Here is a 15676-nt window from a genome sequence, read left to right on the forward strand (position 1 = left end):
GGATGTCGACTTACCAAACACACCCAGCATTACGCAAAGGAGACAATTATTGCCAACTAAGACCTACAAGTCGCTTAAACTCATTTTCGTCAAACCCCAATCACCCCCCGCTTATAAATAAACCAAAGCGACGAGCTGCAACTGACACCCTTCAAGATCCTGAAACAAACCTTCTAGCATTACTATATGGTCTAGGGTCTCTACGACAGGAAAAACACCTCAAAATGACTCGCGCTTCAAAAAATACTAAAAACTTTAGCTCAATAACTTCCGGCAAAGCCACTCCAAACCCAACGAAGTTTAGCATTGAGCTTACCTACCGCCTCTGATTTCCTGAATTAAGCAGCCCCAACCCCTGCATCAATAGAGAATTACGGCCACCTTTATAGCACCGAGAATAACCCCGCTAACAATGCCTGCCAACATTCAACCCCTTTTAAGACTGGCAACTTAAAGGTACAACCGCGAGCTGGGTGTCAACGTCCCAAATTAGCCTACCCATGAGTAGTACAATTATCATACTGGCTACCGTTGCAGCTTCTGAAGCGACACTAAGCAGGATGCTCAGCCGATGACAACATAAGAATTTTTTGGAAGTTTAAATTTCGGAATCGCAGGGAACAGTCGTAAGCATGCCAACTCTTATATGAAACCGCTGACACTTCTTCGGCAAAATTATTGATGCTTATACGCCACCTAACAGGACAACCATAAATGAGCATTCTCACCTGCTCCAACTAAGATAACCCGCAGCGCACTCGAAAGAAGGTGACACAGAGTGTTCCAGACAAAAATGGACATCGCCATTACCATGCTAATTACGCGCACTACAGGAGCAACATAAAGCGGGAAGGAAACTGCCACAACATTACCATCTTCGCTACCACATACAAAAGCTTAATATTCCGGCGGGCCCTATCCATCTTTTGGCGAGTAGTTATCAATCGTAACCTATCGAATACCATCAAAGTAAAAACTGCGGAAAGGGCCTCCGCACACCTTCTTTACCCCGAAAGAAACCGTACTGTGTCAGCACTTAATTGTTGATGAGATCATATGTGGGCATCATAAACTCAGATAATAGTAGCGTATGCAAACGTGTAAAATGGGGCAACTTGGATCACCCTTCTAAAAAGGAGAATTTTACTCATCCAACTCCAAAAATGAATATCAATCAAACTGCGACAAGCAAAAGACCGGCGGTAATACTTCACCAGCAACTCTACCCCTACAACCCTGTAAAACTACCTTTATTTTTGAACACCCAACAAAAGACAATTCAGCAATTCGCAGAAGCCCAGCCCACCAAATGTCAACTCAACACCTTTCGCAAGCCATCACAAAATTACCAAAACTGCCATTTACAAAGAAACTAAATTATTGTCAGCTTTTCCTCGTATTCCTTTAGTTTCTTCTTAATCCATGGCCCCTCCGGTCTCAAAACACTGGCCCCAGCAAGCAGCTTATAACTAAGCTCCAAATTTTCACTTTCAATTTTTACCGCAGCCTCACGCAGCGCCGCAATGAAATCATCACCAAAGGTATCCTCCCCCTGATATGCTAGGGCCGCTCGCCTATACCTCTTTAACACTGCAACTTTGCCCGGGCTCAGCAGATCTTTTCGCAGTAATAATTCATTATAATATCGCGGTAATAGCCGTCTATTTCTAGCACACTTCCGAAACCAAAGTTCATCGACACTGTCACTGATAAAATCATTTACGAGCTTTCTCAACATGCCCATAGCCTGTAACCAAGGGGCCAATCCATGCCCCAAACCTGGCACTCGTAAGTGTTTTAAGTTTCTGTATCGACTAGCATGAAGGGCATCACGTCTCAATAAATTATCGTATACGACATATCCACCAACGTTAAATTCTGCACCATCTGAGTAAGCCCCACTCCAATTAAGTGATCGACTTTTTCCATGCCCCGATTCACTAGGCACAATACTGACACTTAAAGTTGTTATTGGGGTAATCAATAAAACGCGATCCACCCTCAACACCGAAGCAAACGCACCGACAGCGAATCCCCCCATACTCCCGCCATATCCTAAACGAAGCGAAAATGGCAATAGGAAGTTTGATATCCCTTGAATAAATTCATGTAACTTATGCCCCCTATACCAAGACGCATCTTCAATACATGAAAAGGCCAGAACATTACAATCCAAGCCTTTTAAAAAATTGAACCCCCAGGGACTATAGTTTTCATTATTTAAATTATTATTTGATGTTAATGAAGCAGCATTAGCGAATGCTATAACTAGCGGACGAGAATAATCGAAGAAGAAATATTTACAGTACACATCCCCAACTACAAAACCGTTTTCTACCGGAAATTTCGACTTTACATCAATCTCAAACTGCTTTAGCTGGTCCATAAATAACACCTGAAAATTAACACAGTATCAAGTCAAAGAAATAATATATAAACCAATGGAACTGACACCAAAAAACAAAACATATAGAGTCACCCATAAAAAAAGCCGCAGCGTACCCGCTGCGGCTTTTTATATAGATCAGGAGTAACTATTACTCGATGATCTTGGCAACAACGCCCGCACCTACGGTACGACCACCTTCGCGGATAGCGAAGCGCAGGCCGTCTTCCATGGCGATCGGAGCGATCAGGGTAACAACCATTTGAATGTTGTCGCCCGGCATTACCATTTCAGTACCTTCCGGCAGCTCTACCGCACCAGTTACGTCGGTAGTACGGAAGTAGAACTGAGGACGGTAGCCTTTGAAGAACGGGGTGTGACGACCACCTTCGTCCTTGGACAGTACATACACTTCCGCTTCGAACTTGGTGTGCGGAGTGATGGAGCCCGGCTTAGCCAGTACCTGACCACGCTCTACTTCGTCACGCTTGGTGCCGCGCAGCAGTGCGCCGATGTTCTCACCAGCACGACCTTCGTCGAGCAGCTTGCGGAACATTTCAACACCAGTACAGGTAGTAGTGGTGGTTTCTTTGATACCAACGATTTCGATCTCGTCGCCAGTGTTGATCACACCGCGCTCTACACGACCAGTTACAACAGTACCACGGCCAGAGATAGAGAATACGTCTTCGATCGGCATCAGGAACGGCTGATCTACAGCGCGCTCTGGCTCAGGGATGTACTCATCCAGAGTCTCTACCAGCTTCTTAACAGCGGTAGTACCCATTTCGTTGTCGTCTTCGCCGTTCAGGGCCATCAGAGCGGAGCCAACGATGATCGGAGTGTCGTCACCTGGGAACTCGTACTGATCCAGAAGTTCGCGAACTTCCATTTCTACCAGCTCGAGCAGCTCTTCGTCGTCTACCATGTCCGCTTTGTTCAGGAATACAACGATGTAAGGTACACCTACCTGACGGGAAAGCAGGATGTGCTCACGAGTCTGCGGCATGGGGCCGTCAGCTGCGGAACATACCAGAATAGCGCCGTCCATCTGAGCAGCACCGGTGATCATGTTCTTTACGTAGTCGGCGTGTCCCGGGCAATCTACGTGAGCGTAGTGGCGAGTCGGGGACTCGTACTCAACGTGAGAAGTAGCGATGGTGATACCGCGCTCACGCTCTTCCGGTGCATTGTCGATACCGTCGAAAGCAACAGCGTCACCGCCCCAAACTTCCGCACATACGCGGGTCAGAGCAGCAGTCAGGGTGGTTTTACCGTGGTCAACGTGACCGATGGTGCCCACGTTCACGTGGGGCTTGGAACGTTCAAACTTTTCTTTTGCCATCTTTAGATGTCCTCTAGCTAAAAGTTTGCCAAAGGGGCCCCAGCTGTTGGCCCGGCCCCCTTTAAGCAGAAGTTAATTAGGCCTTAGTCTTGGCGATGATCTCATCGGCAACATTTTTCGGCGCTTCGGCGTACTTCAGGAATTCCATGGTGTAGGTAGCACGGCCCTGAGTAGCAGAACGCAGGTCAGTTGCGTAACCGAACATTTCTGCCAGAGGTACTTCCGCATTGACAACCTTACCGGAGGGGTTGTCTTCCATACCCTGGATGAGGCCACGGCGACGGTTGAGGTCACCAACCACATCACCCATGTTCTCTTCCGGAGTTACCACTTCCACCTTCATCATCGGCTCGAGCAGCACCGCACCGCCCTGACTGGACAGCTTCTTGGTCGCCATAGAACCGGCGATCTTAAACGCCATTTCATTGGAGTCCACATCGTGGAAGGAACCGTCGTACAGAGTCGCCTTCAGGCCCAGCAGCGGGTAGCCAGCCAGAACACCGTTCTTCATCTGCTCTTCGATACCTTTCTGTACCGCAGGAATGTATTCCTTCGGTACCGCACCGCCCACGATTTCGTTAACGAATTCCAGACCTTCCTGAGACTCGTCTTCGGCGGGCTCAAACTTCACCCATACGTGACCGTACTGACCGCGACCACCGGACTGACGAACGAACTTACCTTCGATCTCAGAGGTGTTGCGGATAGTTTCACGGTAGGCAACCTGAGGCTTACCGATGTTCGCTTCAACGTTGAACTCACGCTTCATGCGGTCAACGATGATATCCAGGTGCAATTCACCCATACCGGAGATAATGGTCTGACCGGTTTCCTCGTCAGTCTTCACGCGGAAGGACGGATCTTCCTGGGCCAGCTTGCCGAGGGCAATACCCATTTTTTCCTGGTCCGGCTTGGACTTGGGCTCAACCGCAACAGAAATTACCGGCTCGGGGAACTCCATACGCTCCAGAACAATCTTGTTGTCTTCGGCACACAGGGTGTCACCAGTGGTTACGTCTTTCAGACCAATCGCAGCAGCGATGTCACCAGCCAGTACTTCTTTAATTTCCTGACGATCGTTGGAGTGCATTTGCACCATACGACCGACACGCTCTTTCTTCATTTTTACGGAGTTGTATACCGCAGTACCGCTCTCCAGCTTACCGGAGTAAACACGGAAGAAAGTCAGGGTACCAACGAAGGGGTCGGTAGCAATTTTGAACGCCAGTGCAGCGAACGGCGCATTGTCGTCAGCTTCGCGGCTCTCAACAGTTTCGCCATCTTCCAGAGTACCTTCGATCGCCTTAACTTCAGTCGGCGCCGGCAGGTATTCGATAACTGCGTCCAGTACAGCCTGTACACCCTTGTTCTTGAACGCAGAACCGCCCAGAACCGGTACAATTTCGTTGGCCAGGGTACGCTGACGGATAGCTGCCTTGATTTCTTCTTCGGACAGCTCACCTTCTTCCAGGTATTTTTCCATCAACTCTTCGCTGGCTTCAGCGGCCGCTTCTACCAGGTACTCGCGCATTTCGTCGCACTCGTCCTGCAGCTCAGCGGGGATGTCAGCGTAGTCGAAAGTCATGCCCTGGTCGGCTTCATTCCACAGAATGGCCTTCATCTTCACCAGGTCAACAACACCCTTGAACTCGTCCTCAGAGCCGATGGTCATCTGCAGAGGTACAGCATTCGCGTTCAAGCGGTCTTTCAGCTGGCTCACAACGTTGCGGTAGTTCGCACCGGCGCGGTCCATTTTGTTTACGAATACCATGCGCGGTACTTCGTATTTGTTCGCCTGGCGCCATACGGTTTCAGTCTGAGGCTGAACACCAGAGGAGCCACACAGTACAACAACAGCACCGTCTAGTACGCGCAGGGAGCGCTCAACTTCAATAGTGAAGTCAACGTGTCCTGGGGTATCGATGATGTTTACGCGGTGCTGGTCGAACTGCTGCTGCATGCCAGACCAGAAACAGGTAGTTGCAGCAGAAGTAATGGTGATACCACGCTCCTGCTCCTGCTCCATCCAGTCCATGGTGGCAGCACCTTCGTGTACTTCACCAATTTTGTGGGATAGACCAGTGTAGAAAAGTACGCGCTCGGTAGTAGTGGTTTTACCGGCGTCTACGTGGGCACAGATACCGATGTTACGGTAACGTGCGATGGGCGTTTTACGTGCCACAGTTGTATCCTCGATATAACGGCAAAAGGCAGCCTGGAATTTTCCGTGCTGCCTTTCGGTATTAATTTCCGATGTTGGTATTCATCAGACTTAGAAGCGGTAGTGAGAGAATGCCTTGTTGGCTTCTGCCATGCGGTGTACATCTTCACGCTTCTTGACCGCGCCACCCTTGTTTTGGGCTGCATCGATCATTTCGTTGGCCAGACGCTGAGCCATAGATTTCTCACCGCGCTTACGGGAGAACTCCACCAACCAACGCATTGCCAGAGCCGTACGACGCGAGGGGCGCACTTCTACAGGCACCTGATACGTCGCACCACCAACACGGCGGGACTTTACTTCCACCATAGGCGCGATATTTTCCAAAGATTCCTCGAATACTTCGATCGGATCTTTGTTCAATTTTTCAGAAATAGTCTCAAGTGCACCGTATACGATACGCTCTGCAACTGACTTCTTGCCGCTGATCATGACGTGGTTCATGAACTTGGCCAGGGTGACGTTCCCGAACTTGGGGTCCGGTAGCACTTCGCGCTTGGCGACTACTCGTCTTCTCGGCATGGGTATTGCCTCTCTTCAGGGTTATTCTGAGACGCCGCCGTAAAACATTACAATCCGGCGAGCTCAGCCTTACTCCGGTTGGAAACCGAAACGCAAATCGTTAAAGGTGATTAACCTTTAGGACGCTTGGCGCCGTACTTAGAACGGCCCTGCTTGCGATCGTTTACGCCGGCACAGTCAAGTGCACCGCGTACAGTGTGGTAGCGCACACCCGGCAGGTCTTTTACACGACCGCCGCGAATCAGTACCACGCTGTGCTCTTGCAGGTTGTGGCCTTCACCACCGATGTACGAAGTTACTTCGTAACCGCTGGTCAGACGCACACGGCAAACCTTACGCAGTGCAGAGTTCGGCTTCTTCGGTGTAGTGGTGTACACACGAGTGCAAACTCCGCGACGCTGCGGGCTAGCCTGCAGAGCAGGAACGTCGCTTTTTTCAACTTTGCGTTTTCTCGGCTTACGAACCAACTGGTTGATCGTTGCCATTAAAAATCACTCCAAAAATAAAATGCCCCCACCTCTAACAGTGAGGGCCTATCGTCTGTGTGTATCGTCCGATCCTGGGATCAAACGGAACACCCCACATAAGCGGGGGCCGCATTCTATAAGCGACAACCCGCCTAGTCAATCGGCGACGGAAGTAAGTGCTTACATCACAGACAGTCGCCAATATCAGATCGGGCACCTAAGTGCCCCAACCTACCCCACTCCACCAACAGATAGAGTGGGATACGCCTTATTCGCCTGAGGACTTCAGTGCCTCAGTCAGAGCTGCTTCAACCTCAGCTGCGGAAGGTCCTTCACCGAAGGCCTCTTCCAACTGCAGGCTGCGCTTGCGCTTGCGCTCGCTGTGGTAAGCCAGACCGGTACCAGCCGGGATCAAGCGACCCACAACCACGTTCTCTTTCAAGCCGCGCAGGTTGTCTTCCTTACCAGTTACCGCCGCTTCGGTCAGAACGCGAGTGGTTTCCTGGAACGAAGCCGCTGACAGGAAGGACTCAGTTGCCAGGGACGCTTTGGTAATACCCAGCAGCAGGCGTTCGAACTGAGCGGGCTGCTTGTTCTCGGCACGCAGCTGTTCGTTCTCTTCGATCACGCGCTGGTATTCAACCTGGTCGCCCTTAATCAAGCTGGAATCACCCATCTCGGTGACTTCAACTTTACGCAGCATCTGACGCACGATGGTTTCGATGTGCTTATCGTTAATGCCTACACCCTGGAGGCGGTAAACCTCCTGGATCTCGTTGGTGATGTAGCGAGCCAGCTCTTCAACACCTTTCAGGCGCAAAATATCGTGCGGGTTGGACGGGCCATCGGAGATAACCTCACCCTTCTCTACGGTTTCACCTTCGAACACGGTCAGCTGGCGATGCTTTGGAATCAGAACCTCGTAGTGGTCCTTACCATTGGCCAGCGGCTTGCCGTCACGCGGAGTAATCTGCAGACGAACCTTGCCTTTGGTCTCTTTACCGAAGGAAACGGTACCGGAAATTTCCGCCAGAATGGACGGCTCTTTCGGCTTACGCGCTTCAAACAGGTCGGCAACGCGGGGCAGACCACCGGTGATATCCTTGGTACCGCCGGATTCCTGCGGAATACGTGCAATTACGTCACCCACGTTCACCTGCTTACCTTCAGCCAGGCTGAGGATTGCACGCGGCGGCAAGGCGTAGTGCGCAGGCGCATTACTGTTAGCCAGAGTCAGCTCTTCGCCGTTCTCATCCAGCAGGGTTACCGCTGGGCGCAGATCTTTACCCGCTGCCGGGCGCTCGGCCGGATCGATAATCTCGATAGAAGACAGGCCAGTGATATCGTCGGTCTGCTTGCGGATGGAGAGCCCTTCTTCCATACCGGACAGTTTCACCCAACCGGCAACCTCGGTGATGATCGGGTGGGTGTGCGGGTCCCACTTGGCCACGATCTGGCCACCGTCTACCTCGGCACCTTCATAGACGCTGATCACAGCACCGTAAGGCAGCTTGTAGCGCTCGCGCTCGCGACCGGCGCTGTCGGCAATCGCCAGCTCACCGGAACGGGACACGGCTACCAGAGTGCCGACTTCGGTTTTAACCGTCTTAACATTGTGCAGACGTACGGTACCGCCCTGCTTCACCTGGATGCTGTCCGCAGCGGAGGCACGGCTTGCAGCACCACCGATGTGGAAGGTACGCATGGTCAGCTGGGTGCCCGGCTCACCGATGGACTGTGCGGCAACAACGCCCACAGACTCACCCGGGTTGGCGCGGTGGCCACGGGCCAGGTCGCGGCCGTAACACTGGGCACAGATACCGTGTGCAGTCTCACAGGTGATCGGGGAGCGAACCAGAACCTCATCGATGCCCATGGCTTCGATGCGCTCTACCCACTTCTCGTCGATCATAGTGCCGGCAGAAACGGCGATTTCATCACTGCCCGGTTTCAGTACATCGCGGGCCACTACACGGCCGAGGATACGGTCACCGAGAGATTCGATAACGTCACCGCCCTCGATTACCGGCGCCATGGTCAGACCATCGTCGGTGCCACAATCCAGCTCGGTAATTACCACGTCCTGGGCCACGTCAACCAAACGACGGGTCAGGTAACCGGAGTTAGCGGTTTTCAGTGCGGTATCCGCAAGACCTTTACGAGCACCGTGGGTCGAGATGAAGTACTGCTGTACAGTCAGACCTTCACGGAAGTTTGCCGTAATGGCGTTCTCGATAATGGAGCCATCCGGACGGGCCATCAGACCACGCATACCCGCGAGCTGACGGATCTGAGCTTCAGAACCACGAGCACCGGAGTCTGCGTACATATATACAGAGTTGAAGGAGTCCTGCTTGGTCTCGTTGCCCTCGCGGTCGATCACCTTCTCTTTCTTGATACCGGCCATCATCGCCTGGGTTACCTTGTCGTTGGTACGGGACCAAACGTCGATAACCTTATTGTACTTCTCACCCTGGGTTACCAGGCCGGAAGCAAACTGGCTTTCAATCTCTTTCACTTCCGCTTCAGCGGCATCGATCAGCTCAGCTTTCTCAGCCGGAATCTCAAAGTCGTTCACACCAATGGAGGAACCGGACTTGGTAGAGAAGTCGAAACCGGTGTACATCAGCTGGTCGGCAAAAATAACCGTCGCCTTCAGGCCTACCTTGCGGTAGCACTCGTTCAGGGCGCGGGAGATCGCCTTTTTCTTCATCGGCTGGTTGACGTGCGCAAACGGCAGGCCTTCCGGCACGATATTCCACAGCAGCGCGCGGCCTACAGTGGTGTCCTGAATGGAGATAGTCTCGTGCTTCTCACCGTCTTCGCCGACGATATTTTCGCGGATACGCACCTTGATCTTCGCTTGCAGACCAACCTGCTTGGCGTAGAAAGCACGGCTCACTTCTTTGATATCGGAGAAGAACATGCCTTCGCCTTTATCGTTAACGCGCTCACGGGTCATCCAGTACAGACCCAGTACCACGTCCTGGGACGGTACGATGATCGGCTCACCGTTGGCAGGCGACAGGATGTTGTTGGTGGACATCATCAGCGCGCGGGATTCCAGCTGCGCTTCGATCGTCAGCGGTACGTGTACCGCCATCTGGTCACCGTCGAAGTCGGCGTTATAGGCCGCACAAACCAGCGGGTGCAGCTGGATTGCCTTACCTTCAATCAGTACCGGTTCAAACGCCTGGATACCCAGACGGTGAAGGGTCGGTGCACGGTTAAGCAGTACCGGGTGCTCGCGGATCACTTCGTCGAGGATATCCCAAACGACAGCTTCCTCGCGTTCAACCATCTTCTTGGCAGCTTTGATCGTAGTGGCCAGGCCACGGGATTCCAGCTTGCCAAAGATAAACGGCTTAAACAGTTCCAGTGCCATCTTCTTGGGCAGACCACACTGATGCAGACGCAGGGTCGGACCTACCACGATCACGGAACGACCGGAGTAGTCAACACGCTTACCCAGCAGGTTCTGACGGAAACGACCCTGCTTACCTTTAATCATGTCAGCCAGGGACTTCAGCGGGCGCTTGTTGGAGCCGGTGATGGCGCGACCACGACGGCCGTTATCCAGCAGTGCGTCAACAGATTCCTGCAGCATGCGCTTTTCGTTGCGCACGATAATGTCCGGCGCGTTCAGCTCAAGTAGACGCTTCAGACGGTTGTTACGGTTGATCACACGACGGTAGAGGTCGTTCAGATCGGAGGTCGCGAAACGACCGCCATCCAGCGGTACCAGCGGGCGCAGATCCGGCGGCAGAACCGGCAGAGCCTTCATCACCATCCACTCCGGGTTGTTGCCGGACTTGTAGAAGGCTTCCAGCAGCTTCAGGCGCTTGGACAGTTTCTTGATCTTGGTTTCGGAGTTGGTCGCAGGGATCTCTTCACGCAGGCGCTGGATTTCCGCTGGCAGCTCGATGTCCGCCATCAGCTCCTGGATCGCCTCTGCACCCATCTTCGCTTCAAACTCGTCGGCGAACTCTTCCATCGCCTCAAAGTACTGCTCGTCATTCAGCAGCTGGCCGCGCTCCAGGGTGGTCATACCCGGCTCGGTAACCACGTAAGATTCGAAGTACAGCACGCGCTCGATATCGCGCAGGGTCATGTCCAGCAGCAGGCCGATACGGGACGGCAGGGACTTCAGGAACCAGATGTGTGCAACCGGGCTGGCCAGCTCGATGTGACCCATGCGCTCACGGCGAACCTTGGCCTTGGTCACTTCAACGCCACACTTCTCACAGATAATGCCGCGGTGCTTCATGCGCTTGTACTTACCGCACAGGCACTCGTAGTCTTTTACCGGGCCAAAGATCTTGGCACAGAACAAGCCTTCACGCTCAGGCTTGAAGGTACGGTAGTTGATGGTCTCCGGCTTTTTCACTTCGCCGTAGGACCAGGAGCGAATCATGTCCGGTGATGCCAGACCGATACGAATCGCATCAAACTCTTCCAGCTGCTCCTGGGACTTCACCAGATTTAATAAATCTTTCAAGGCCTTTCCTCCACTAGGGGGTAGTCAACCCGGCACTCGCACTAGCCGCCGGGCTAGCCAGCTGCCCCACTGCTTCGAGGGGCGCTGGCACTTGTCTCATTTCACCTGCCAACAGGCTTCGGTACGGGTTCGGATTTACTCGTGCTCAAGCTCGAAGTTCATACCGAGAGAGCGGATTTCCTTAACCAGTACGTTGAAGGATTCCGGCATGCCCGGCTCCATGCGGTGGTCGGAGTCCACGATGTTCTTGTACATCTTGGTACGGCCTTCCACGTCATCGGATTTAACCGTAAGCATTTCCTGCAGGGTATATGCTGCGCCGTAAGCTTCCAGCGCCCACACTTCCATCTCCCCGAAACGCTGACCACCGAACTGGGCTTTACCGCCCAGCGGCTGCTGGGTTACCAGGCTGTAGGAACCGGTAGAACGCGCGTGCATTTTGTCGTCTACCAAGTGGTTCAGCTTCAGCATGTACATGTAGCCCACAGTTACCGGACGCTCGAAAGCATCGCCGGTGCGGCCGTCGTGCAGGGTGATCTGACCGGAGTCCGGGATATCGGCAAGACGCAGCAGCTGCTTGATCTCACTTTCATCGGCACCGTCAAATACCGGGGTCGCCATAGGTACACCGCGACGCAGGTTTTGCGCCATGGTCATGACTTCCTCATCGGAGAACTCGTCGAGTTCTTCCTTGCGTCCGCCAGTGGAGTTGTAGACCTCTTCCAGGAATCCGCGCACCTTGGCGATTTCCTGCTGCTCCTTGATCATCTTGTCGACTTTAACGCCGAGGCCTTTAGCGGCCATGCCCAAGTGCATTTCCAGAACCTGACCAACGTTCATCCGCGAGGGAACGCCCAGCGGGTTCAGGACGATATCTACCGGCTCACCGTTTTGGTCATAAGGCATGTCCTCAACGGGCTTGATTACGGAGATAACACCTTTGTTACCGTGACGACCGGCCATCTTGTCGCCCGGCTGGATGCGGCGTTTGATCGCCAGGTAAACCTTGACGATTTTCAGCACGCCCGGAGCCAGGTCATCGCCGGACTCCAGTTTCTTCTTCTTGTCTTCGAAGGCTTCGTCGAGCAGCTTGCGACGCTCTTTCAGCTGAGCTTCCGCTTTTTCCAGCTGATCGTTCAGGCTGTCGTCTTCCATACGCAGCTTGAACCAGTCTTCGCGCGGCAGAGCGGCGAGGACTTCAGCGGTCATCTCATCGCCCTTCTTAACGCCCTTACCACCGGCGGCCTTTTGGCCCAGCAGAGCCTGTTGCAGACGCTCGAAGGTCGCACCTTCTACAATGCGATATTCCTCGTTCAGATCCTTGCGGACCTCGTCCAGCTGTGACTTCTCGATATCGAGGGAGCGCTGGTCTTTCTGCAGGCCGTCGCGGGTAAATACCTGAACGTCGATCACGGTACCGCGAGTGCCACTGGGCGCACGCAGGGAAGTGTCCTTAACGTCGGAAGCTTTCTCCCCGAAGATTGCGCGCAGCAGTTTTTCTTCTGGAGTCAGCTGGGCTTCGCCCTTCGGAGTGACCTTACCTACCAGGATATCGCCAGCGCCTACTTCTGCACCGATGTATACGATGCCGGACTCGTCCAGCTTATTCAGGGCAGATTCGCCCACATTGGGGATATCCGCAGTAATTTCCTCACTGCCCAGCTTGGTATCGCGGGCAATACAGGTCAGCTCCTGAATGTGGATGGTGGTGAAGCGGTCTTCCTGTACAACGCGCTCACTGATGAGGATGGAGTCCTCAAAGTTGTAACCATTCCAGGGCATAAATGCGATGCGCATATTCTGGCCCAGAGCCAGCTCACCCAGGTCTACAGAGGGACCATCGGCGAGGATATCGCCACGGACTACACGATCACCGGTATTAACGATCGGGCGCTGGTTGATACAGGTATTCTGGTTGGAGCGGATGTATTTGGTCAGGTTGTAGATATCCACACCTGCATCACCAGCTTCCACCTCAGCGTCGGCCACGCGAACAACCACACGGCTGGAATCAACGCGCTCAATAATGCCGCCGCGCTTGGCAACCACACACACGCCGGAGTCGCGCGCTACAGTGCGCTCCATACCGGTGCCCACCAACGGCTTTTCAGCGCGCAGGGTCGGTACCGCCTGACGTTGCATGTTCGATCCCATCAATGCACGGTTGGCGTCATCGTGCTCGAGGAATGGAATCATCGCCGCAGCTACGGAAACCACCTGCTTGGCGGAAACATCCATATACTGGATTTCGCCCGGTGCTTTCAGGGTAAATTCGCCCTGGTGACGCACGCTGATCAGGTCATCAACAAAGTTACCGTTGTCGTCTACTTCCGCAGACGCCTGGGCAATAATGAAGTTGGCTTCATTGATCGCGGACAGGTACGCAATTTCATCAGTTACCTTGCCATCGACCACTTTGCGGTAGGCGCTCTCGAGGAAACCGTAATGGTTAGCGCGGGCGTAAGTGGCCAGGGAGTTAATCAGACCGATGTTCGGTCCTTCCGGCGTCTCAATCGGACATACGCGGCCGTAGTGAGTCGGGTGCACATCGCGCACCTCAAAGCCAGCGCGCTCACGGGTCAAACCACCCGGGCCGAGGGCGGAAACACGACGCTTGTGAGTCACTTCCGACAGCGGGTTGTTCTGGTCCATAAACTGGGACAGCTGCGAGGAACCGAAGAATTCCTTCACGGCAGCGGCAACCGGCTTGGCATTGATCAGGTCCTGAGGCATCAGGCCCTCGGACTCCGCCATGGACAGGCGCTCTTTAACAGCGCGCTCTACACGTACCAGGCCAACGCGGAACTGGTTTTCAGCCATTTCGCCTACGGAACGCACGCGACGGTTACCCAGGTGATCGATATCGTCGACCATGCCCTGACCGTTGCGGATATCGATCAGAGTCTTCAGAACTTCGACGATATCTTCTTTGCTCAGAGTGCCGGGGCCAGTCTCGTCTTCGCGACCCAGGCGGCGGTTGAACTTCATGCGGCCAACAGCGGACAGGTCGTAACGCTCGTCGGTAAAGAACAAGTTCTCGAACAGCGCTTCTGCGGACTCTTTGGTGGGCGGTTCGCCCGGGCGCATCATACGGTAGATCTCTACCAGCGCTTCCAACACAGTGCGAGAAGGCTCTGCACGCAGGGTGTCGGAGATAAACGGACCGCGATCCAGGTCGTTGGTGTACAGGGTTTGGAAACTCTTAACGTTCAGTACACGCAGCTTGGCGATTACTTCATCAGTAATCTCGGTGTTACAGTCGATCGCGATCTCACCGGTGGACTCATCGATGATGTCGTTCGCCAGTACACGGCCAAACAGGTACTCGAGCGGTGCTTCCAGCTTTTCTACGCCGGCCTTTTCCAACTGACGGATATGACGCGGGGTAATACGGCGACCCTCTTCGACAATCACCTTGCCCTGGCCGTCTTTGATGTCAAAAGAAGCAACATCACCGCGCAGGCGGGATGGAATCAGCTCCAGGCTGACACGGTCTTCCAACAGCTCAAAGGTGCTGGTCTCGAAGAACATTTCCAGCATTTCCTGGGAGGTGTAACCCAGGGCGCGCAGCAGAATAGTCGCTGGCAATTTACGGCGACGATCGATACGCACGAATACCAGGTCTTTCGGATCGAACTCGAAGTCCAGCCATGAGCCACGGTAGGGGATGACACGCGCGGCGTACAACAGCTTACCGGAAGAGTGAGTCTTGCCTTTGTCGTGATCGAAGAATACACCCGGGGAACGGTGCAGCTGGGATACGATAACGCGCTCGGTACCATTGATTACGAAGGTACCGTTGTCGGTCATGAGCGGAATCTCGCCCATGTAAACTTCCTGCTCTTTAATGTCCTTAATGGACTTATTCGCAGATTCTTTATCGTAAATAATCAGACGCACACGCACGCGCAGCGGACATGCATAGGTTACGCCGCGCAGGGTACATTCCTTAACGTCAAAAGCGGGCTTACCCAGCGTATAACTTACGTACTCCAGGGCGGCATTGCCGGAATAGCTGACAATCGGAAATACAGATTTAAACGCCGCTTGCAGGCCAACGTCCATACGGTCGTCGGGGCGCTTGTCGGCCTGTGTAAAGTTGCGATAAGAATCGAGCTGTATCGCAAGCAGAAAGGGCACATCCATGACCTTAGGCAGTTTGCCAAAATCCTTGCGGATACGTTTTTTCTCAGTATATGAGTAAGCCATTCAAATTCCCCAGCTTGATCAGTGACAA

The 15676-nt window shown here is 53.4% G+C and carries 7 protein-coding genes; all 7 read right to left on the reverse strand.

Going from position 1 to position 15676, the window contains the following annotated elements; genetic code table 11:
- Positions 1-1372: 1372 nt before the first annotated feature.
- Positions 1373-2386, reverse strand: coding sequence for a hypothetical protein (locus ACJJI6_RS14225; RefSeq protein ID WP_475710940.1), 1014 nt, complete (start codon positions 2384-2386; stop codon positions 1373-1375).
- 151 nt (positions 2387-2537) lie between these two features.
- Positions 2538-3731, reverse strand: coding sequence for an elongation factor Tu (gene tuf / locus ACJJI6_RS14230; RefSeq protein WP_108731642.1), 1194 nt, complete (start codon positions 3729-3731; stop codon positions 2538-2540).
- A gap of 76 nt (positions 3732-3807) precedes the next feature.
- The gene (fusA, locus tag ACJJI6_RS14235) at positions 3808-5913 is read right to left on the reverse strand and encodes an elongation factor G (protein WP_444892717.1); all 2106 of its coding nucleotides are present in this window, start codon (positions 5911-5913) and stop codon (positions 3808-3810) included.
- Positions 5914-6003: 90 nt separating this feature from the next.
- Positions 6004-6474 carry a 30S ribosomal protein S7 gene (gene rpsG, locus ACJJI6_RS14240; RefSeq protein WP_152451131.1) on the reverse strand — a complete coding sequence of 157 codons (471 nt, stop codon included), beginning with the start codon at positions 6472-6474 and terminating at the stop codon, positions 6004-6006.
- A 110-nt stretch (positions 6475-6584) separates the two neighbouring features.
- Positions 6585-6959, reverse strand: coding sequence for a 30S ribosomal protein S12 (gene rpsL / locus ACJJI6_RS14245; protein WP_108731651.1), 375 nt, complete (start codon positions 6957-6959; stop codon positions 6585-6587).
- A 250-nt stretch (positions 6960-7209) separates the two neighbouring features.
- Positions 7210-11439 (reverse strand): DNA-directed RNA polymerase subunit beta', encoded by a 4230-nt coding sequence (gene rpoC, locus ACJJI6_RS14250; protein ID WP_282934401.1) that lies wholly within the window; start codon positions 11437-11439, stop codon positions 7210-7212.
- A gap of 135 nt (positions 11440-11574) precedes the next feature.
- Positions 11575-15648 (reverse strand): DNA-directed RNA polymerase subunit beta, encoded by a 4074-nt coding sequence (gene rpoB, locus ACJJI6_RS14255; protein ID WP_444892716.1) that lies wholly within the window; start codon positions 15646-15648, stop codon positions 11575-11577.
- Between the last annotated feature and the right edge of the window lie 28 nt (positions 15649-15676).

Source organism: Microbulbifer maximicatervae (SeqCode) (assembly GCF_056232625.1).